Source organism: Embleya sp. AB8 (assembly GCF_049739465.1).
Classification (GTDB): Bacteria; Actinomycetota; Actinomycetes; order Streptomycetales; family Streptomycetaceae; genus Embleya.
In genome coordinates this window covers 341986-362088 of record NZ_JBMHHY010000005.1, presented here as the reverse complement: position 1 = coordinate 362088, position 20103 = coordinate 341986, and the positions used below count along the sequence as shown (strand labels likewise).

At 68.3% G+C, this 20103-nt stretch carries 21 protein-coding genes; 13 read left to right on the top strand and 8 right to left on the bottom strand.

Annotation, left to right across the window (positions count from 1 at the left end; all coding sequences use genetic code 11):
• Window positions 1–21 precede the first annotated feature (21 nt).
• A complete protein-coding gene (locus ABIA38_RS09945) occupies window positions 22–408 on the top strand; it encodes a VOC family protein (RefSeq protein WP_424638137.1) in 387 nt (128 codons plus the stop codon).
• 95 nt (window positions 409–503) lie between these two features.
• Here the strand turns inward: ABIA38_RS09945 and ABIA38_RS09940 are convergent, their stop codons facing one another.
• The 3 genes from ABIA38_RS09940 to ABIA38_RS09930 all read right to left on the bottom strand — a co-directional run bounded on the left by ABIA38_RS09940 (window position 504) and on the right by ABIA38_RS09930 (window position 1687).
• Window positions 504–779 carry a hypothetical protein gene (locus ABIA38_RS09940; RefSeq protein WP_424638136.1) on the bottom strand — a complete coding sequence of 92 codons (276 nt, stop codon included), beginning with the start codon at window positions 777–779 and terminating at the stop codon, window positions 504–506.
• A gap of 153 nt (window positions 780–932) precedes the next feature.
• Window positions 933–1343 carry a hypothetical protein gene (locus ABIA38_RS09935; RefSeq protein ID WP_424638135.1) on the bottom strand — a complete coding sequence of 137 codons (411 nt, stop codon included), beginning with the start codon at window positions 1341–1343 and terminating at the stop codon, window positions 933–935.
• A gap of 128 nt (window positions 1344–1471) precedes the next feature.
• Window positions 1472–1687: a hypothetical protein gene (locus tag ABIA38_RS09930; protein ID WP_424638134.1), complete on the bottom strand. Its 216-nt coding sequence runs from the start codon at window positions 1685–1687 to the stop codon at window positions 1472–1474.
• Between the two features lie 276 nt (window positions 1688–1963).
• On the opposite strand from ABIA38_RS09930, the gene ABIA38_RS09925 reads away from it, so the two are divergent.
• On the top strand, window positions 1964–3346 hold the full coding sequence (locus ABIA38_RS09925) for an XRE family transcriptional regulator (protein ID WP_424638133.1): 1383 nt from the start codon (window positions 1964–1966) through the stop codon (window positions 3344–3346).
• Between the two features lie 33 nt (window positions 3347–3379).
• Window positions 3380–4270 carry a phosphotransferase gene (locus ABIA38_RS09920; protein ID WP_424638132.1) on the top strand — a complete coding sequence of 297 codons (891 nt, stop codon included), beginning with the start codon at window positions 3380–3382 and terminating at the stop codon, window positions 4268–4270.
• A gap of 19 nt (window positions 4271–4289) precedes the next feature.
• On the opposite strand, the gene ABIA38_RS09915 is transcribed toward ABIA38_RS09920, so the two are convergent.
• The 3 genes from ABIA38_RS09915 to ABIA38_RS09905 all read right to left on the bottom strand — a co-directional run bounded on the left by ABIA38_RS09915 (window position 4290) and on the right by ABIA38_RS09905 (window position 6908).
• Entirely contained in the window at window positions 4290–5204 is a 915-nt protein-coding gene (locus tag ABIA38_RS09915; RefSeq protein WP_424638131.1) for an IS982 family transposase, read from the bottom strand.
• A 90-nt stretch (window positions 5205–5294) separates the two neighbouring features.
• The gene (locus ABIA38_RS09910) at window positions 5295–5738 is read right to left on the bottom strand and encodes an N-acetyltransferase family protein (RefSeq protein ID WP_424638130.1); all 444 of its coding nucleotides are present in this window, start codon (window positions 5736–5738) and stop codon (window positions 5295–5297) included.
• Window positions 5739–6176: 438 nt separating this feature from the next.
• Window positions 6177–6908, bottom strand: a complete 732-nt coding sequence (locus ABIA38_RS09905) for a GntR family transcriptional regulator (protein ID WP_424638129.1) — start codon at window positions 6906–6908, stop codon at window positions 6177–6179.
• 253 nt (window positions 6909–7161) lie between these two features.
• Between ABIA38_RS09905 and ABIA38_RS09900 the strand changes: the two genes are divergently transcribed.
• Together ABIA38_RS09900 and ABIA38_RS09895 are read left to right on the top strand one after the other, a co-directional pair.
• Window positions 7162–7638 carry a hypothetical protein gene (locus ABIA38_RS09900; protein WP_424638128.1) on the top strand — a complete coding sequence of 159 codons (477 nt, stop codon included), beginning with the start codon at window positions 7162–7164 and terminating at the stop codon, window positions 7636–7638.
• A 214-nt stretch (window positions 7639–7852) separates the two neighbouring features.
• Window positions 7853–8389: a flavoprotein gene (locus ABIA38_RS09895; RefSeq protein WP_424638127.1), complete on the top strand. Its 537-nt coding sequence runs from the start codon at window positions 7853–7855 to the stop codon at window positions 8387–8389.
• 634 nt (window positions 8390–9023) lie between these two features.
• Here ABIA38_RS09895 and ABIA38_RS09890 read toward each other — a convergent pair.
• Window positions 9024–10043 carry a helix-turn-helix transcriptional regulator gene (locus ABIA38_RS09890; protein ID WP_424638126.1) on the bottom strand — a complete coding sequence of 340 codons (1020 nt, stop codon included), beginning with the start codon at window positions 10041–10043 and terminating at the stop codon, window positions 9024–9026.
• A 161-nt stretch (window positions 10044–10204) separates the two neighbouring features.
• On the opposite strand from ABIA38_RS09890, the gene ABIA38_RS09885 reads away from it, so the two are divergent.
• A complete protein-coding gene (locus tag ABIA38_RS09885; protein ID WP_424638125.1) occupies window positions 10205–11863 on the top strand; it encodes an MFS transporter in 1659 nt (552 codons plus the stop codon).
• A gap of 130 nt (window positions 11864–11993) precedes the next feature.
• Here the strand turns inward: ABIA38_RS09885 and ABIA38_RS09880 are convergent, their stop codons facing one another.
• The gene (locus tag ABIA38_RS09880; protein ID WP_424638124.1) at window positions 11994–13016 is read right to left on the bottom strand and encodes an aldo/keto reductase; all 1023 of its coding nucleotides are present in this window, start codon (window positions 13014–13016) and stop codon (window positions 11994–11996) included.
• 187 nt (window positions 13017–13203) lie between these two features.
• Here ABIA38_RS09880 and ABIA38_RS09875 point away from each other — a divergent pair, with 187 nt between their 5' ends.
• From ABIA38_RS09875 to fdxA, 7 genes are all read left to right on the top strand, one after another.
• Window positions 13204–14403, top strand: coding sequence for an aromatic ring-hydroxylating oxygenase subunit alpha (locus tag ABIA38_RS09875; protein ID WP_424638123.1), 1200 nt, complete (start codon window positions 13204–13206; stop codon window positions 14401–14403).
• A gap of 193 nt (window positions 14404–14596) precedes the next feature.
• On the top strand, window positions 14597–15061 hold the full coding sequence (locus ABIA38_RS09870) for a VOC family protein (RefSeq protein WP_424638122.1): 465 nt from the start codon (window positions 14597–14599) through the stop codon (window positions 15059–15061).
• A gap of 2 nt (window positions 15062–15063) precedes the next feature.
• Window positions 15064–15489: a nuclear transport factor 2 family protein gene (locus ABIA38_RS09865; RefSeq protein WP_424638121.1), complete on the top strand. Its 426-nt coding sequence runs from the start codon at window positions 15064–15066 to the stop codon at window positions 15487–15489.
• A gap of 63 nt (window positions 15490–15552) precedes the next feature.
• Window positions 15553–16281 carry a class I fructose-bisphosphate aldolase gene (locus ABIA38_RS09860; protein WP_424638120.1) on the top strand — a complete coding sequence of 243 codons (729 nt, stop codon included), beginning with the start codon at window positions 15553–15555 and terminating at the stop codon, window positions 16279–16281.
• A 477-nt stretch (window positions 16282–16758) separates the two neighbouring features.
• Window positions 16759–18627 (top strand): 2-oxoacid:acceptor oxidoreductase subunit alpha, encoded by a 1869-nt coding sequence (locus ABIA38_RS09855; RefSeq protein ID WP_424638119.1) that lies wholly within the window; start codon window positions 16759–16761, stop codon window positions 18625–18627.
• The gene (locus tag ABIA38_RS09850; protein WP_424638118.1) at window positions 18620–19732 is read left to right on the top strand and encodes a 2-oxoacid:ferredoxin oxidoreductase subunit beta; all 1113 of its coding nucleotides are present in this window, start codon (window positions 18620–18622) and stop codon (window positions 19730–19732) included. Before ABIA38_RS09855 ends, ABIA38_RS09850 begins: the two co-directional genes overlap by 8 nt.
• Window positions 19729–20043, top strand: a complete 315-nt coding sequence (gene fdxA / locus ABIA38_RS09845) for a ferredoxin (RefSeq protein WP_424638117.1) — start codon at window positions 19729–19731, stop codon at window positions 20041–20043. The genes ABIA38_RS09850 and fdxA overlap by 4 nt, the downstream gene beginning before the upstream one ends.
• Window positions 20044–20103: the final 60 nt, after the last annotated feature.

The following is a 20103-nucleotide window of genomic DNA, read 5'->3' as shown; positions in this document are numbered from 1 at the left end:
CCTCGTTCGAAAGGACCCCGCATGACCAACACCCTGGTCTTCGTCGACATGCCCACGCCCGACGTCAAGGCGACCACCGAGTTCTACCGCGAGTTGTTCGGCTGGACCATCAACCCGCGCCCGGAAGGCGTCTTCCACCAGATAGTCCCCGGCGAGGGGCTGCACCTGGGCCTGTACGACGAGGTCGCCCAGGTCCCGGACCCGGCGCCGCTCCCCCAGCAGCCGCGCGCCGGCCTGCACTCGCGGGTGTACATCCTGGTCGACGCGGCCCCCAGCGAATACCTCAACAAGGCCGTCCTGTTGGGCGCGACCGCGCTGTGGGAGCAGTGCTACTGGGAGGAATTCGGCGGCCACCACGCCTCGTTCCTGGACCCGTGGGGGAACCAGATCGTGATGTGGGAGAAGTAGTGGTGGGGTAGTCCGGCGGGCCGAGGCTCCGGCTGCCGGCGCCTCGGCCGGTCGGGAGATCCGGATCGACCTTGGTCGGCCCGGTCCGGGCAACGTCAACTCCCGGCGGGCGCCTTGAGGACGTCCGCGATCCGGGACACGCTCACGCCGATGATGCCCGCCATCTCGCCCCTGGAGAGCCCGTCGGCGCGGCCGGTGATCACGGCCTCGCGGACGGCAGTGTCGGCGGCTTGGAGAAGGCGGCGGGCCATGCGGCGCGCGTAGCCGCCGGATGCGCCTTGGTAGTGGTAGTAAGTGGATCGAGCCATCTCACGTAGCAGCACTGCCCGTTCCAGCCGCCGCACGGCGGCGCGCTTGCGGTCGTCGGTCACAGGAACTCCTGTCTCGTGTTGGGAAGATCCAACCGTGCGTGTCCTCGCCACACGGGGACCAGGCGGGCCGGCATCGTTGCTCCGGGTATGAACGACCCAGCCGGGCGGGGTGTCGGTACAACGTCCGACCGGGTGATCGGGTGATCGGGGCGATCAGATCCGGCAGCAGCAGGGCGGGCCCAAATGGCTCTTCGGGTCGCGGTCGAGGTCGGCGAGCGTCAGGACGTGGAGATCGGCCGGACCGCGCAGCCCGGTCAGGCACCGCATGAAGCGCAGCCCGCCGTCCTCCGGCGCCGCATCGGCCAGGAACACCCAGGAGGCGGGCCCACGTTCGCCGACCAGCCAGCCGCACTGGCCGTGGGCCCACTCCGTAGCGAGCAGGACGCCAAGCGCGAGCCCGTGCCCCCGTTCCAGGCGAGGCGACAGCGGCATCCCATCGACCTCGCACACCTCCACGCACACCAGCGGCCCGGCCGGCGGCGCGGTGCCCAACACCTGCAACTGGTAGCTCTCGGCCACGGATCGCCGAAACGCATCGGACACGAGCGAGGGAGCCGCAAGCACGAGGTCCTCCCGAAGTGCGCCGAAAACCCCAACCTCGTCACACACCCGCCGCACGGACGCCCGAGCCTCTGCCGCGGCTTCCGGGCCGGCGGACCGCGCGCGGAGCACAACAGCGGAGTGTCTGCTGGTCATCCGCGCCTCCCAACGAAATCCGGACCGTCGAGAGCACGGGTCAGGCCCGCGTGCAGCAACTCGGCACGCACACCGTCGAGGAGGAGATTGATCCTGCCCACCGGCGCCGCCGCAGCGTCACACAAGAGCAGCGGGACCGTGATGATGTCGGTGATCCTGTCGCGGGCGAGAGGGCGGTCGGGATCGATTGCAGTGAATCGAGGGTCAGTCATGAGTCACCTGATGTCGACGACGGAAGCGAAGGGTTTGTGGCGAGAAATCAACGGCCCCCAACCCGTCACAACCCGTCATGACCTCCGTCGGCACAGAACGGCGAGCCGGATCTGCGCTCTCGGACCTGCGGATATGCGAGACGGCGGGGTAGTCGTTTGGCACGGTTGGCAATGAACGACTGCCAACTGCCGGCGGTTTCGCTACCGTAGGTACCCGAACGTCACCCATGTGTGTGGAGCAGGATGACCAGGTCGCTCAGACACGAGCAGGCTGCAGTGCGCGCCGAACTGCTCGCTCAGAACGCGAGCATCGACCTCATCGCGAATGAAATGGCGAGGCGGTTTCGTCTGCGCCCCCGCGCGGCGTATCGCGCGGCGCACGGCTGGACGCAACAACAGGCCGCAGATCGCGTCAATGCGACAGCGGTCCGGACCGGCGTAGACGAAACCGGTACGGCCTCGATGGACTCCTCACGAATCTGCAACTTCGAGATGTGGCCGATCGGCGGACGGCGCCCCTCGTTGCACGTGTTGAAGATCCTGGCCATGACATACGAAACCACGGTCGAACGTTTGGTCGACATCGATGATCGCCGAGCTATGGACGAGAGCGAGCGCCTCCTCCTGGGCGATCTCACCCGTCCCCTGAGCGCTGAAGAGCAAACACCATCGCGGTTGGTGTTGCCGACCACACCTGTACCTGCGTTGTTCGACATCGACGCGGCCCGGCAAGCACTCGATCGAACGCTTGGTACGACCTCGGTCAGTTACGCACAACTCGACCTACTCGATGAGCGGATGGAGGAGCACCGACGGCGCTACATGTTCACCCCGCCGCAGCGCATGCTCGGCTCGCTACTCGGTGACACATCGGAGATCAGGTCCATCGCCGCCGAGAGACAGCCGGCGCGCGTACAGATGCGGCTCTCCGAGGCCTTGGCCAAGCTGGCCTTCCTGATCGCCGATGCCTTGATGAAACTGGGGGACATCCGCCGGTCCAGAGCGTGGTACGACACTGCGCGGACAGCGGCCGAGGACAGTGGCAACGCGGAACTGCGAGCGCGAACCGCAGTCCAAGCGGCCATGCTCTTCTACTACTTCGGATCGCCTGGCCAAGCCGCTCAGCTCGCCCGGGAGGCACGGTCGATCATCGGACCCACCCCAACGCCGACAGCGTGCCTCGCCGCTGCCGCCGAGGCGAGAGCAGCCGCCAGAATCGGTGACCAGGATGTCGCACGGAGCGCGTTGCGTGAGGCCAGGACTCTGTTCGAGCGCACCGAACGCACGCGAGACGACGACGCCTTCGGGTTCCCCGAACGACGGCTGCTGTTCTACATCAGCGGGACCCTTGTCTACCTCGATCAGCCAACCGAGGCACTGGAAGTACAGCATCGAGCACTCATGCTCTATCCGGACACGGCCGGTATCGACCCGACCTTGATTCGTCTGGAGCAGGCGATCGGGATGGCCCGCCGACACGACTACACGGACGCGTGCCACCTGGCTTTGGATGCCCTGGCGCGCGTACCGGACGGACATCGAACGGTGATCGTGGATCACCGGGCGCGTGACGTACTCGACTCGTTGCCGGCGACCGTCGGACGCGAGCGCGTCGTCACGAAGTTCCGTGAGGCATTGGCCCCGCCACTGACGATGTGACAGCGATGCGTGCCATCCGGCACCTTGGTCCACATGACGAACCCTTCGGTGGGCGGCTTCGAGCACGACGAGATCACCGACGTACTCACGAGGGCCTGCGCGGCGATCGGCCTGGATGCCACGCGGGCGGAAGTGCTGCGTGGGCACACGAACGCCGTATTCCGATTGGGCGAGGTGGTCGTCAAGGTCGCGCGGCGAGGAAGCCGGGTCGACGCAGCCCAACGGACCGCCGCGTTCGCTCATTGGCTCATGAAGCAGGGGTTTCCCACTGCGGCGTTGCACGGTGAATTCCGGCAACCTCTCATATTCGACGACCACGCCGTCACCTACTGGGAGTACCTGAAGCAACCTGCGGAGCCGGTCCCCGCCGAGCTTCTGGCGGCACCCCTGCGCCTGCTGCACCGACTCCCACCGCCGCCCATGCGGCTGCCACGCCTGGACGCACTGTCGGCGATTCGGTACTCCATCGACCGAACGACGCTGCTCGCTCCGGACGACCTCGCGCTTCTCCGGCGCCATGTCGACGATCTCGAATCCCGATGGGAAGGTGTGCGATTCAAGCTCCCCGAGACGGTGCTGCACGGCGATGCCCAGCATCGCAACGCCCTTTGGGACGGCCCTCGCGCGCTGCTCTGCGATTGGGACAGCGCCGTCTGGGGTCCCGCCGAGTGGGATCTTGTGACCGTCGAGATCCATTGCCGTCGCTTCGGCTATGGGCTCGACCACTACCGGCGCTTCGCCGATGCGTACGGCCGCGACGTCACGGCCTGGGAAGACTATCCGGTCCTGCGGGATCTGCGTGAGCTGCGGATGATCACGACCAACGCACGCAAGGCGCCGACGGCCGCCGCTCTCGGTGAAGTTCGTCGTCGGATCGAGGCGCTGCGAGTGGGGGCAACCGATCTGGTCTGGCAAATCCTCTAGATGAGTGATGCCAAGGGGTTCAGTGGTCATACGCGGTGAGGGAGCGCATGGCGGGCTGTCTGGTCTGGTCGTTGCGCCAGATCACGGTGGTCAGCGCAAGTATCCGCTGTAGGACGCGGACCATGACGCCGCCGGGTGTGCGTCCGTCGTGTCGTTCGAGGTCAAGCTTGCCCTTGAAGGTGTCGTTGACCGACTCGATGACCTGCCGCAGCGGCTTGAACAGCTGCGATCCGGCTCGCTGAGCCTCGCCTTTGCGGGCAGGACGTAGGAGCCGGATCTCCAACTCGGCGAGCTCGCGCTCGAACGAGGCGCCGAAGTAGTTCTTGTCCCCGATCAGGGTCTGGCCGGGACGGGTGCCCACCAGGTCGGCCTCGGCATCCGGAATGTCCAGCAGGGTGGTGCGTTCGTCGGCCTTGGCACCGGTCAGCGCGAACGCGACGGGCAAGCCGTGCAGGGTGCAAACCAAGTGCAGTCGCAGGCCCCGGAAGAACCGCGAATGGCCGGCGCAGTATCCGTATTCGGCCCATCCGGCCAGATCGGAGCGTTTGACCGTCTCGCGGGAGCGGCCGCACTCGATCGGGGTGGAGTCGACCACCCAGACGTTGTCCGTCCACAGACCGGTGCTGGTGACCGGCAGCCGGTTGACGCGGGCGATCAGGTCGGCGGCCTTGCGCAGCCGCCTGTTGTAGCCGGACTGCCCGGGCAGGTACGGGAAGAGATGTCGTGGATGGGAGTCGGCGAAGCGGATCCAGCGGCGCTCGGAGGTGAAGCCGAGCAGGGCCTGCATCACCGAGAGGGTGACGAGCTCGGCGTCGCTGAGCTGCGGCTTGATGCCGACCTCGGGCCGCCAGGGGGCCAGGTGCGGCGCTTCCTTCGGCAGGTCGTCGGTTGTCACATGGAGTGCGGTGGCGAGGGAGTCCGGGTCTGGCGTCACAACCGATCTTTGGGCTCCCTCGCTTCATGGCATGCGCACCCTGCGGGAACTGTCGTCCTCGAACCCGTCCGTGCTCCTGGGACCGACTGGTCAGGCGAGCCGCAGGTCGATGTAGGCGATGGTGTCGCCCGGGAGGACGTAGCGGTCGATTTCGACGAAGCCGTGGGCCTCGGCGAAGCGCAGGCCGTCCTCGTTGGAAGCCAGGACGACTGTCTCGATGACGGTGGCGCCCAGTGCGCGGGCGTGCTCCAGTCCGCGCCGGTAGAGCTGCTCGCCGAAGCCCTGGCGGCGGTGGGCGGGGAGGATGCGGGCGATCACGGTGACGGTGGACGGGCTGTCGCTGGCGGGTGAACGTACGGTCGTGCAGCCCACCGGCTCGCCTTCGAGGTACGCAACCTCCAGGTGGTTGCGCCCGGCGCGCTCGCGCACCTCATCGAGTGACAGGACGTCAGCCGGGATGATCACGTTGTGCACGTGCTGCCAGTCGGCGAGCATGGCGTCGTCTACTGGCTGCGCGAAGCTGAGTTTGGACATCGCAGCAGGAAATCCTCTCACCATGCGAGCCGTCTACCGGATTCGTCCACCACACGGGCAGGACGCGAACCCCGAATCGTCGAACTACTCACACGACACCGCCGTCACCCCCACGTTACGACTCCTGTCATGCGCGCCAGAGACCCCTTGGCATCAGTCATCTAGCCGAGCAGGGCAAACCGCTCAGCCACGTCGTAGCACCGGGCCGGGGGTAGGGGGAATCTGCCGGGTTGACGTCGGTGCCGGGGGAACCAGTGCCTCCAGACGGCGGAGGGGTTCGGGCGGCAACTTCAGCTAATAGCCCGCCAGTTGGGATTCCTGTTGGGTGGAGGCGCGTGGGCCCATCACGGCTGCGATGACGTTGGGGTCGGACAAGGTAAGGCCAAAGCCAACTCAGGGGGTGCAGCCGACTAGGGCTGGGGCGTAAGCGAGTTCGACTCAGACGTTCAAAGCGTATTCCTCGGATCGAGCCCATCGTCCGGCGGGCGTGACGCCGATCTCGTAGGCGAGCGGCTCCCCCGTCTCGTCGTACGCGACGTGCCGAACCTCGACAACCGCGGCCGGTCCGGTCAACTGAAGCAAGGTCAGTTCTTCGTCGGTGGCCAGTCGAGCGCTCCACCAGTCCCGCCCGGTGGTCGGACGGCGTTGCGTCTGCATCTCGATGTACCTGGTGGTCCCTTCGCGGATGCGTTGACGCAGCAGAAGGCGCGGGGCGGCGTCGGCCACCGTCTCCGTGAACCACGAATGGCTCATGGCCGTGGGCGTTTGGCCCTCGAAGGTGACGCGCTGTCGACACACGACGGTGTCACCTTCGGCGACCCCGAGCGCGGTCGCCACCGGCTCGGGGGCGGGCAACCGTTCCGCGCTCAGGATGTCGGCGTGCTCGCCGGTGGTGTAGATGTTGCCGGTCTTCACGGCGGTTCGGTACCGCTCACCGGCATTCCGCGCGAGCGCGGTGCGCTGCTTGACGTAAGTGCCGTCGCCTTGCCTGGACTCGACAAGGCCCTCTTGGCGCAGGACGGAGATCGCACGAACCACGGTGGCGCGAGCCACCCGCCATCGCTCGGTCATCTCCCGCTCGCTCGGCAGAACATCGCCGGGGCGGAGTTCGCCGCGAACGATGCGCCCGCGCAGATCGCCGGCAATTTGCTCGTATCGAGGCAGTGCCATCGTGCGCTCCCACTGGTCTACTGGACTGGTCCAGTAGACCAGTTTAGGAGATCCCTCGCCGGGCGCAAGGGAGTTGCCCTCCTACGCTGTGACCAAGAGGCAGTCCACGACGGGCCGTTTCCCGCCTTGACCCGGTGGTATCGCCGAGGTGACGGCGATGCGCGGCATGCGGGGCGAGCCGTACGCCGAACCCGCCCTCCGCCGGCTCGACGTTTGCCCGGCCGGCACCCACGTTTGACTTGGGAGGGACCGAATGCGGATCGGAATCACGGGCCATCGTGGACTGACCGGCAATCTGGCCGAAGAGGTTCGCGCGTGTCTGCACGCACTGGTCGAGACTCGGAACCCGGCCGAGCTGGTCGGGATTTCGTGCATCGCCGACGGACCCGACGCATGGTTTGCCCGGGCCGTCCTGGAGGTCGGGGGTCGGATCGAGGTCGTCGTCCCCGCCGCCGCATACCGGGCCGGGCTGCCCGAGTGGCATCACGACGAGTACGACGCGTTGTTGGCGGCGGCCTCGCAGGTGTACGGGACCGGCTTCCGGGAGTCCGACGAGCAGGCGCACATGGCGGGCAGCGAGATACTCGTCGGCCTGGCCGAGCACCTCGTGGCCGTATGGGACGGACAACCCGCCCGCGGCTACGGAGGCACGGCGGACGTGGTCGAGTCCGCGCGACGGATGGGCACGCCGGTTCAGGTCGTCTGGCCGAAGGGCGCCACCCGCGACTGAGACGAGAAGAGACCACCCGCCCACCGAGGGTGCGGCGGTTTCCGTGCGGCAGTGCCAACGCTTGGGAACGGAACACCCACCGCTCGATCCCGCCCGTCCGAACCTCCAGCCATCAAACGCGGGGTCGGCGCACGCGGACATCGCCGGACCGGTCGTGGTTGGTTCGGGCAAAACCGCGCTTGCGCGCCTTCGCCCGACGGTGTGGGATGCCGACATGACGCAACGTGTGCTGTACATGGTTGCTTGCGCGGCGCCGCCTACCACTCGCATTCGGGTCGGAATCGAGCGTGCGCAACTTCGGGGCTGGGATGTGTGCTTGGTCGTCACACCCTCTGCGTATCGATGGATCGAGCACGAGGTCGACGAGCTGAGTGCCTTGACCGGTCACCCGGTTCGCTTCCAATACAAGTTGCCCACCGAAGTCGACGTTCTGCCTCCTCCGGACGCCATCCTCGTCGCGCCCGCCACGTTCAACACGCTCAACAAGTGGGCGCTGGGCATCGCCGACACTCTCGCGCTGGGACTGCTCACCGAGGCAATCGGGCTGCAACTTCCGGTGGTGGCACTGCCCTACCTCAACGCCGCCCAGGCCGGCCACCCTGCCCTCGCGCGCAACACCACCGAGCTGCGCGCGGCCGGGGTGACCGTCCTCCTCGGAGGTGACGGCTTCGTTCCGCATGTGCCGAAGCACGGGGACCTCGACGCCTATCCGTGGGACGTTGCGTTGGCCGCGCTGCCGCAAAAGGGATAGCGACTCGCTGCCCCGTCCGGGTCGGGCGGTCGTGCAGGCTCGACCCGCCGTTCGGGAACAGTCGAGTGCTCAACGGTTGCGTAGGCGGGTGACCGCTTCGGCCCCGGCGAGGTAGGTCGTCGAACACGATCGCGTCGTCGCGAAGTTCCGTGAAGCGTTGGCGCTGCTGACGATGCGACAGCGATGCGTGCTGTCGGGCACCTTGGTTCACATGACGAACCCCCCGCTGGGCGGCTTCGAGCACGACGAGATCACCGACGTACTCACGAGGGCCTGCGCGGCGATCGGCCTGGATGTCGCAGGCGCGGAAGTGCTGTGTGGGCACACGAACGCCGTATTTCGATTGGGCGAGGTGGTCGTCAAAGTCGCGCGGCGGGGAAGCCGGGTCGACGCAGCCGTACCCGGGGGACGGACCCGTATGTGTGCGAGATCTTCGGCGGCGGGCGGCTCTTCCGGATCGACGCGCTCCCGGAGGTGGTCGAGCGTCTCTTCGATCGGCCGGTGCCCGTCGCGTACGAGCCCGTGGCGGCGGGTCCGTACGTCGATCTCTCGGTCACCTCACGGGTGTGGACGGATCTGGCGTCGTCCCCGTTCCTGAACGTCGAGGGAGGAATGCGGGCCGTCCGTTCCGATCTCAGGTACCGGCTCGAACCGAATCGACCGGCTCCGGCGTGCGTTCGTCGGGCAGCGGCGCCCCGACGTCGAGGCGGCCGATCAACTGGCGGGCCGCTTCGGCGAGTTCGGGTGGGCCTTCGACGGTGAAGCGGCAGTCGAAGGTGACGAGGAAGCCGATGAGCGCCGACCAGGACCACGCCCCCATCCGGATCCGGGTGATTCGCTCGTCGATTGCTTCGAAGCTGGCCGCGCCCGGAGCCCACTTCGCCACGAGCGTCGCGGGGCACTCCATCAGGACGGTGCCCCAGCACGGCCAGGTGTCCGCTGTGTCCCCCCGGTCCGGCTGGCTCTGGACGAAGCGGGCGAGGTCCGCCTCCGGTACTTCCCGAGGAGCGAACCGCCAAGCGGTGGAGGTCAGTTGCCCGAGACGGTCGAGGCGATAGGTGTGCCAGGAGTTCCGGCGCTGGTCGTACGCCACCAGATACCAGCGCCCGGACCAGACGACGAGCCGATGGGGTTCGGCCAGGACCTCGTCGTCCTCCACCGGATCGCGGTCGATGGACCGGTAGGCGAACCGCACCAGCTCGCGCTGCTGCGCGGCGGCGCTCAGCTGCGCCAGCAGCGCGGGATCGACCTGGGGCGGGGCCAGCTCCCAGGCGTTCTCGATCTGCTCGACCGAGAAGGTCGCCAGCCTGCGGGCCAGGTGGGGAGGCAGGAGCTCCTTGATGGAGTTCAGCGCCCGCTTCGTGGCGTCCCCCATGCCGGTCACCGAGGCCGGAGCCGTCTGTAGGGCCAGTGCGATGGCGATGGCCTGCTCGTCGTCGACGATCAGCGGGGGCAGCCGCGCTCCGCGGGACAGCCGGTAGAAGCCGGAGGGGCCCTTGCGCGCCGTGACGGGATAGCCCAGTTCGCGCAGTCGGTTGATGTCGCGCCGGACCGTCCGCGGGGACACCCCGAGCCGCTCGGCCAGACCGTCGCCGGTCCACTCCTTCTGGGCCTGAAGCAGGCCGAGCAGCTCCAGCGTTCGGTTGGCGATCACGGATTGCCCTCCGGATTGGTGTCAATAGAGGTCAGAATACGACCTCTTCTTCCGGCAGGGTGCCACTGACTCGGAGGCGGGACGCCTCCCCGACACCCCCAGTACCTCGCCCTCGGCGACCGAACCGGGTGCACCCCCATCGAACAGAACGGAGGAACGTCGTGTCCGAGAATCCGGCTCGGCCCTCACCCACCAACCGGGACGCCTGGTTGGGTCTGGTCGCCATTTCCCTCGGTGTCTCGCTGGTGGTCGTGGACTTCACCATCGTCAATGTGGTGATGCCGCCGATCATCGACGACCTGGAGATCTCGGCCTTCGGCGCCCAGTGGATCCAGGAGTCCTACGCGATCGTCCTGGCCGCCCTGCTGCTGGTGATGGGCCGCTTCTCGGACATCGTGGGAGCGCGCAGGCTGTTCATGGTCGGGACCGTGATCTTCGGGCTGGCCGGCATCGCCGCGGCGGTCTCGCCCACCGGGGAGTTGCTGATCGCCGCCCGTTTCGCGCAGGGTGTCGGTGGCGCGATGATCATGCCGACGTCGCTGGCGCTGCTCAATCTGACCTTCCGGGGTCCGGACCGCGGCAAGGCGTTCGCCATCTGGGGATCGACGATCGGGGCGGCGGCCGCGGTCGGACCGCTGCTGGGCGGCCTGCTCGCCGACTACTCCTGGCGGTGGGCCTTCGGCATCAACATCGCGGTCGTCGCGCTGATCCTCGTCGGCGTCATGAAGTTCCTCCCACCCTCCCCCCGCCGGCCGGGACGGATCGACGCCGTCGGCGCGGTGCTGTCGGTACTGGGCCTCGGACTTCTCGCGTTCGCGCTGATCGAGGGACGCAACTACGGGTGGTGGCAACCGCGCAAGGACTTCGGTCCCTTCGGGGACGGCACGGGCCTGTCGGTCATCCCGGTCGCCCTGATCGTCGCGGTGGTGTGTCTCGCCCTCTTCCTGTTCCTCCAGGTGCGGCTCACCCGGGGCAACGGCACGGCGCCGCTGATGGACACCTCGCTGTTCGCCATCAAGTCCTTCAGCACGGGCAACATCGCGACACTGATCATCGCCCTGGCCGAGTTCGGCATGTTCGCCGTGCTGCCGCTGTGGCTCCAGTACGCCCTGGACTACTCCCCGGTCCGGACCGGGCTGCTGGTCTTCGTCGTCGCGGTCGGCAGCTTCTTCGCGAGCGGCGCGAGCTTCGGCATGGTCGAGAAGATCGGGCCGATCGGCCTGGTCCGGATCGGCCTGCTCCTGGAGGCCGCCGGCCTGCTGATGTTCGGCCTGCTGGCCGGCAGCGAGTCCCGGTGGTGGGTCATCGCCATCGCCCTGTTCCTGTACGGCATGGGGGTCGGCCTCGCCACCGCCCAGGTCACCAACGTGGTCCTGGCGGACGTGCCGCCGCAGCAGGCCGGCCAGGGCTCCGGAATCCAGAGCGCCGCGCGCCAGCTCGGCTCCGCACTCGGTATCGCGGTCCTGACCTCGACGTTCTTCACGGCACTGGCCTCCGACCTGTCGGACCGGCTCGTCGAGCAGGGAACGCCCGAGGCCGGCGCCGACCAGCTGTCCTCGGCAGTCTCCGACAGCGCCGGCGCGATGATCCCCGGGCTGGGCGACAACCCGCAGACGGCGTCCGCCGCCGACGCCGCCCGCGACGCCATGTCCCACGCGATCCGGATCAACGGCTACACCTGTGCCGCGCTGCTCGCCCTCGGCATGCTGGCGACCTTCCTCATCCCCCGGCCCAAGCAGGGCGCCCGGCAGTGGGGAGAAGACAACGCCGCCGACTCGGCACCGGACGCCGAGATCAACACCGGCCGGACCCACGCCTAGTTGGTGTCCTGCGTTGGTGATCAGTCGTTGGATCGCCGGTGACTGGCGCTTCGGGTGCTTCGGGTGTTTCGGGTACTTAGGGTACTTCGGGTGCTTCGGGTGCTTCGGGTGCTTCGGTGTCGATTTCGGGTCAGGTTGCCTTTTCGCGCCGTAGCACCGGGCGCGGGTAGGGGGAATCCGCCGGGTTGACGTCGGTGCCCGGGGGGACCAGGGCGTCCAGGCGGCGGAGGGTTTCGGGGGGCAACTTCACCTCGCAGGCCGCCAGTTGGGATTCCAGTTGGGCCGGGGTGCGCGGGCCGATCACGGCTGCGGTGACGTTTGGGTGGGCCAGGGTGAAGGCCAGGGCCAACTCGGGCAAGGTGCAACCGGCTTCGGTGGCGATCTCGGCGAACTCCTCGACCAGGGCGGTTTTTGTGGCTCGGATCGCGGCATCGGCGTGGTCGAAGTGGTCGGCGTTGCGGACGGCGCGTGAGTCGGGGGAAAGGGCGGTGCCCGCACGGTACTTGCCGGTCAGCCAGCCGCCGTTGAGGGGGCTGAACACGAGTACGCCCAGGCCGTATCGGCCGCACGTGGGCAGGGCGGCATTCTCCGCGTGCCGGGCGAAGGCCGAGTAGGCCAGTTGCTCGACGGCGAAGCGCTCGTGGCCGCGTCGCTCGGCGATCCACTGCGCCTCGACGATGCCCTCGGCGGGCAGCGCGGAGGAGCCGATCGTGCGTACCTTGCCCTGGCGGACCAGGTCGCTCAGCGCGCCGAGCGTCTCGTCCGGGTCGGTGCCCGGGTCGGGGCGGTGCAGTTGGTAGAGGTCGAGGTGGTCGGTGTCCAGGCGGCGCAGGCTGTCCTCGACCGCGCGGATGATCCAGCGCCGCGAGGCCCCCCGGCGCAGCGGCGCGTCCGGGTCCATCGCCTCGCCGAACTTGGTCGCGAGCACGACGTCGTCGCGCCGGCCCTTCAGCGCCTTGGCCAGGATCCGTTCGCTCTCCCCGAACGCGTACACATCGGCCGTGTCGATGAAATTGATCCCGGCGTCGAGCGCGCGGTGCACCATGCGTACGCACTCGTCGTGGTCGGGGTTGCCCCACGCGCCGAACATCATCGTGCCCAGGCACAGCCTGCTGACCCGCATGCCGGTGCGACCCAGTGGGGTGTACTCCACGGTGCTCCTCCAAAGGTGATCACGGACGTCCGTCCCCCCGAGGCTGGCATGCCGGCACGTGTGCACCGATGTGGTCCCGGCGCAGCGCGCGGGCCGTTTGTTCGTGCCTGAAGCACATATCGGGGGTCGATTCCCGGCGCCTACCTTCGGCTGTATCGCAAACATCCCAGGTGACGGGGAGGAAGCTGTGCCGGCGAACCAGATGGGGGCTGCGGAACTTGCCCTGGACGAGCGGGTGGCGGAGCATCGCCGGACCGCGGCGGCACGAGAGGGCGACGGGCTGGTGGTCGCCCCCCTGCCGAGCGAGATGTTGCAGCCGTGGGAGGTCTGGGACCGGGACCTGTTCGACCTGGAGATGATCCGGGTGTTCGCCCGCTCGTGGGTATGGCTGGGCGACACGGAGGATCTGCGCCGGCCCGGCGACTTCATCACCGGGCGGATCGGCAGCCAGTCGGTGCTCGTGGTCAAGCAGCGGGACGGCTCGGTCAAGGGCTTCCTGAACAACTGCCGCCATCGTGCCTCGGGCGTCGCGTTCGACGCGGCGGGGAACTGCGGCAAGGCGTTCGCGTGCCCCTACCATGCGTGGACGTACGGCCTGGACGGCAAGCTGCTGTCCATTCCGGACATGAACCGGATGTACGGCCCGGACTTCCCGATGCGGGACTACGGGTTGGTACCGATCCGGGTGCATGTGGCCTTCGACAAGCTGGTCTTCGCGTGCCTGTCGCACAAGGCGCCGACGTTCGAGGAGTGGATCGCGCCGCTGTTGCCGCGGTACTCGGCCTACAAGATCGGCGAATACCACCGCTATCACCGGGAGTTGGACGAGGAGTATCCGTTCAACTGGAAAGCCTTCGTGGAGAACTCCAACGACGACTATCACGTGCGGTTCGTGCATCGGCGGTTGAACAAGGTGCGCAAGCAGATGGACACCATCGTGCGCTTCGAGGGTCGGACCACCAGTGGGTACAAGCCCCACAGTGACGCGTACGACATGTCGCTGGGGCGGACCGATCTGGGGGAGGAGGATCTGCGGGGCAGCTATGCGGAGTTCGTCTATCCGAATCTGACACCGCTGCCCTATGCCTCTCAGCTGATCATGGTGCGAGCCGATCCGATCGCACCGGATCGGACCCGGTTGTTCTCCCGGATCTATGGGTTGACCGAGGATCTGGAGCTCCAGGAGCGGGAGTTGGTCAATCTGGAGCTGACCAACAAGGAGGACACGGACATGGTGGCCGTGCTGATGGAGAACCTCCGCTCGCCGTTCTACCGGGTCGGCCCGCCGAGTGCGTGGGAGGGCCGGGCGCAGCACATGATGCGGCAGATCCGGCAGGACGTGGCCACTCCGTTGGCGGCGGACGAGTTCGACGGGCCGATCGAGTGAGCTACTTGAGCTACTTGAGCGACTCGAGCGACATGAGCGACATGAGCGACATGAGCGACATGAGCGGCTGAGTGACGGGTCGGTCGATCGGCGGATCGGGTGGTCGGGTGGTGAGCCGACCTACTGATTTCTGTCGTGTTTGTTACATATCATGGCATTTGTAATGCACCGGAACGTGAGAGGAGCCACCGCGATGGAACCGACGCTGACCGAGGCCCGCTGGACCCATATCGCGCTGCCGTCGTCCGACCTGGAGGCGGCGATCGAGTTCTACACCTCGTTCACCCCGCTTGTGGTGGTGTCGCGCCACAGTGACGCCGCAGGCTCCAACGCGTGGTTGTCCAATCCCAACCAGGTGGAAACGCCGTTCGTGTTGGTGCTGGTCGCCTTCGACAAGGACAGGGGCAATCCGCAGCCGCAGCTGACGCCGTTCGCGCATCTGGGCATGGAGGTGACGGCCCGGGCGGATGTGGACGAGATCGCCGATCGGGCCCGGGCGGCCGGCTGCCTCCACTGGGAGCCGATGGACGTGCCGCCGCCGGTGGGCTACATCTGTGCGCTCAAGGATCCGGACGGCAATGTCGTGGAGATCTCGCACAACCAGCAGGTGTTCGCGGAGGTCCGCGAGCTGTGGGGCGACCGGCCGGCCGAGGCGTGAGCGTGCCGACGGACCCGGCTGCGGGCACGGCTGCGGGCACGCGGCGGGCCGTGGAGGCCTATGTCGCGGCGCTCAACTCCGGGGATCCGGACCGGATCGCGGCGTGTGTGAGTGTGGATTTCCACAACGAGCACACGTCGGCGCTGGGTCGGAGCCTGCGGGGGCGCGCGGCGTATCGGGAGCGACTGCCGGGATTCCTGGGCGAGTTCGTGGATCTGCGGTACGAGGTCGAGGAACTGCTCGTGGCTGGGGATCGGGCGGCGTTGGCGTACACGATGACGTTTCGGGTGCGGGGCGCTGAGCTTGGCGGGCCGGTTCGGATCCGAGGTGTGTTTCGGCTTCGGGTTGTGGATGGGCTCGTTGCGCATCGGGTGGATTACTGGGACAGCGCCGAGTTCGAGCGGCAGACCGCCGCCGACACCCGCTGACAACCATGGAAGGGAACGACTGTGCATACGTTTTCCGCTACCGGAGCGGGCAAGCTCCGTCGCATGCGCCGGATGTTCGGCGCGGACGGCCGCGCCGTGTTCGTGGCCATCGACCACGCGGCGTACATGGGCGAGGGACCGCCGTTGGGTGAGCCGATGGCGCAGATCGCGGCGGGTGGGCCGGACGCGGTGTTGGCCACCTGGCATCTGGCTCGGGCCTACGCCGATACGTTCGCCGATTCCGGACTGGTGTTGCGGATCGACGGCGGTGCCTCGGAGTTGGGCGACTTCGCGCCCGGGGATGTCACCGAGATCATGCATCTGCCGGAGCAGGCACTGAAGTTGGGCGCGGACTGTGTGGTCGTGCTGGCGTTCCCCGGCGCGCCGGACGAGCATCTGTCGCTGCAGCGGCTGGCGCGGTTGACCTCCGAGTGCGAGCAGCTGGGCCTGCCGGTGATGGCGGAGATGATCCCCGGCGGGTGGGGCAAGGCGGTGCCGTGGACCACGGAGAACGTGGCCCGGGCGGCGCGGATCGGCGCGGAGCTGGGCGCGGACATCGTCAAGACGGTGTGCCCGGGTCGCCCGGAGGAGTTCGCCGAGGTGGTCGCGGCCTGTCCGGTTCCGGTGGTGGCGCTTGGTGGGCCGAAGTCGGACAGCGAGGACGAGGTCGTCGCGCTGGCTCGGGGCGTTGTTGCCGCGGGCGGGGCGGGGGTGGCGTTCGGGCGGAACGTGTGGGGGTCGGCCAAGCCGCAGCTGTTGGTCGAGCGGCTTCGGGACGCGGTGCACGCGTAGCGTGTCGGTTGGGCTTTGGCCTGCGGTGCTGGTCCTCATGCGCCGGACGGGCTGAGGGGGGTCGGCCCGACCGGGTCGCTGTTGTCGCGGTTGTCGAGCCGACCGTCCTCAAACGCCGGACGGGCTGGGGTGGTCGGGCCGACCCGCTCGCTGTTGTCGCGGCCATCGGGTTGACCGGCCTGCGGCCCCGCCTGTCCTCAAACGCCGGACAGGCTGAGGGGGGTCGAACCGACCCGCTCGCTGTTGTCACGGCCGTCGAGCCCATCGGCCCGCGGCCCGCTTGTCCTCAAACGCCGGACAGGCTGAGGGGGGTCGAACCGACCCGCTCGCTGTCATCACGGCCGTCGAGCCCATCGGCCTGCGGCCCGCCTGTCCTCAAACGCCGGACGGGCTGTATTGGTTGCGTTCGGCCCGTGTCTCTCTTCCTTTGCGCGTCGTGCGCTGTCTTCGCCATGCCTGTGGTCAGGAGTTGCGATCATGTCTCAGCAGGTCACCCCCGTATCCCGGGTGGTCATCCGGTTTGCCGGTGACTCCGGGGACGGTATGCAGCTCGTCGGGGATCGGTTTGCCGCGCAGGCTGCGGGTTTTGGGAACGACGTGTCCACCTTTCCGGATTTTCCGGCGGAGATTCGGGCGCCGGCGGGGACGCTTCCCGGAGTGTCCGCGTTTCAGGTGCAGTTCGCCGAGCATGCGGTGAGTACTCCGGGGGACGCCGCCGATGTGCTCGTGGCGATGAATCCGGCCGCGTTGCGGGTGAATGTGGGCGAACTGCCGCGTGGGGCGCAGATCGTGGTGGATGTCGATGAGTTCACGGCGCGGAATTTGGTGAAGGCGGGATATCCGGCCGGGGTCAGTCCGCTGACGGATGACTCGCTTGCGGGCTATCAGGTGCATGCCGTGCCGCTCACCGGGTTGACCGTGGAGGCGTTGCGGTCCTTCGAGTTGCCGCGCAAGGATGCCGAGCGGGCGAAGAACATGTTCGCGCTGGGGTTGGTCTCGTGGATGTATCACCGGCCGATCGAGAGCACCGTGGCCTTCCTGCGCGAGAAGTTCGCCAAGCGGCCGAACCTCGCCGCCGCCAATGTGGCCGCGTTCACCGCCGGTTGGCACTTCGGCGAGACCACCGAGTCGTTCGCGGCCGGGTACGAGGTGGCCGCCGCGCCACGAACTCCCGGCCGCTATCGCACCATCACCGGGAATCGTGCGCTCGCCTACGGGCTGATCGCCGCCGCCGACCGGGCCGGGTTGCCGCTGTTCCTGGGGTCGTATCCGATCACCCCCGCGTCCGACATCCTGCACGAGCTCAGCCGGCACCGGCAGTTCGGCGTGACCACCTTCCAGGCCGAGGACGAGATCGCGGGCATCGGTGCCGCGCTGGGCGCGGCGTTCGGCGGCGCCCTTGGGGTGACCACCACCTCCGGGCCGGGGTTGGCGCTGAAGGCGGAGACGATCGGGCTCGCGGTTTCGCTCGAACTCCCGCTGGTGGTGGTGGATGTGCAGCGCGGCGGTCCGTCCACCGGGCTGCCGACCAAGACCGAGCAGGCGGATTTGTTGCAGGCGCTCTACGGGCGCAATGGTGAATCGCCGGTGCCGGTGCTGGCCGCCTCCTCCCCCGGTGACTGCTTCGACGCCGCCGTGGAGGCGGTTCGGATCGCGGTCACCTATCGGACTCCCGTGGTGTTGCTCTCGGACGGCTATCTGGCCAATGGGTCCGAGCCCTGGCCGGTGCCGGATCTTGCGGAACTGCCGGTGATCGACCCGGCGTTCGCCACCGGGCCGAATGCGGTGGATGGCTCTGGTGCGCCCTGCTTCCAGCCCTACCTACGGGATCCCCGCACCCTTGCCCGGCCCTGGGCGGTGCCCGGCACGCCGGGACTCGAGCACCGCGTGGGTGGGTTGGAGAAGGCCGATCGCACCGGGGAGATCTCCTATGACGCGGCCAACCACGACTTCATGGTGCGTACCCGGCGGGCCAAGGTGGACGGGATCGCCCGTGACCTGCCGCCGATCGAGGTCGACGATCCCGACGGCGCGGCGTCCGTGCTCGTCCTCGGCTGGGGATCCACCGCCGGGCCGATCGCCGCCGCCTGTACGGAGGTTCGGGCGGCGGGCGGCCGGGTGGCCCGGGCGCAGTTGCGCCACCTCGACCCGTTCCCCGCCGACCTCGGCGACGTACTGGCCCGTTACCGGCGCGTACTCGTACCCGAGATGAACCTGGGCCAGCTCGCGCACCTGCTGCGCGCCCGGCTCCTGGTCGATGTCGAATCCCTCACCCAGGTGCGTGGCATGCCGTTCAAGGTGGCCGAGCTGCGTGCCGCGATCGAGAAGGTCGCCGCGGATGTCTGAGCCGGCGGTAATGCAATCCACCATTCCCACGTTCTCCGCCCTTTCCACCATTGTCGGTTCGGAGCAACCACCACCACCGCTCTCTGCCCGGGACTTCCGTAGTGATCAGGAGGTTCGGTGGTGTCCGGGGTGCGGTGACTACGCGATCCTGGCGGCCGTTCAGGGGTTCCTGCCCGAACTGGGGTTGCGCCGGGAGAACATCGTCTTCGTTTCGGGCATCGGGTGCTCCAGTCGCTTCCCGTATTACCTGGACACCTACGGGATGCACTCGATCCATGGGCGGGCGCCCGCGATCGCCACCGGGCTGGCGGTGTCCCGTCCGGATCTGAGCGTGTGGGTGGTCACCGGCGATGGCGACGCGTTGTCGATCGGCGGGAATCATCTGATTCACGCGTTGCGGCGCAACGTCAACCTGAAGATCCTGCTGTTCAACAATCGCATCTATGGGCTGACGAAGGGTCAGTACTCGCCGACCTCGGAGGCGGGGAAGATCACCAAGTCGACCCCGGAGGGGTCGCTCGACCACCCCTTCAACCCGGTTTCGTTGGCGTTGGGCGCCGAGGCGGGCTTTGTCGCCCGGACCATCGACTCGGACCGCAAACATCTGACCTCGGTGCTGCGCGCGGCGGCGGCGCACGAGGGCACGGCGCTGGTGGAGATCTACCAGAACTGCAACATCTTCAACGACGGCGCGTTCGACCAGCTCAAGGCGCCCGGCACCCGGGACGAGTACGTGTTGCGACTCGAAGACGGCGAGCCGATGCGGTACGGGCCGGGCGGCACCCGCACGGTGGTCCGCGACCCGGGCGGCGGCGGGTTGCGGCCGGGTGGGGCGGCGGACACCGCCGTCGTACACGACGCACGGACCACCGACCCGATCCCGGCGTTCGCGCTGTCCCGGTTGCCGGAGGCGGGTGGGCCGACCCCGATCGGGGTGTTCCGCAGCGTTGAGCGGCCCACCTACGACGGGCGGGTGGTCGAGCAGGGTCGGCGGGCGCTCGACGCGCGCGGGCCCGGCAGCGTGGCCGACCTGCTCGCGGGCGGCGACACCTGGACCGTGCCGGCGCCGACGGCGGCCGGCCGTACCGGAGGCGAACGCACATGACCTACGTCATCGGCGCGAACTGCGTGGACGTCAAGGACCGCACCTGCGTGGCGGAATGCCCCGTCGAGTGCATCTACGAGGGCGACCGCATGCTCTACATCCACCCCGAGCAATGCGTGGACTGCGGCGCCTGTGAGCCGGTCTGCCCGGTCGAGGCGATCTACCACGTCGACGACCTGCCGGCCGACTGGCAGTGGCATCTGGACGCCGCCACCGAGGCCACCGCGGGCCGCGAGGAGGCCGAGCCGGTGGCCGATCCGCCGGCCGTCGCGGCGCTGCCCACCGGCTCGGCCCGGCTCGGTCCGGCGTGACCGCGTGAACCCCAGTTTTTTGCCCCACGCCCCGACACCCCTACATACCCCGACATCCCG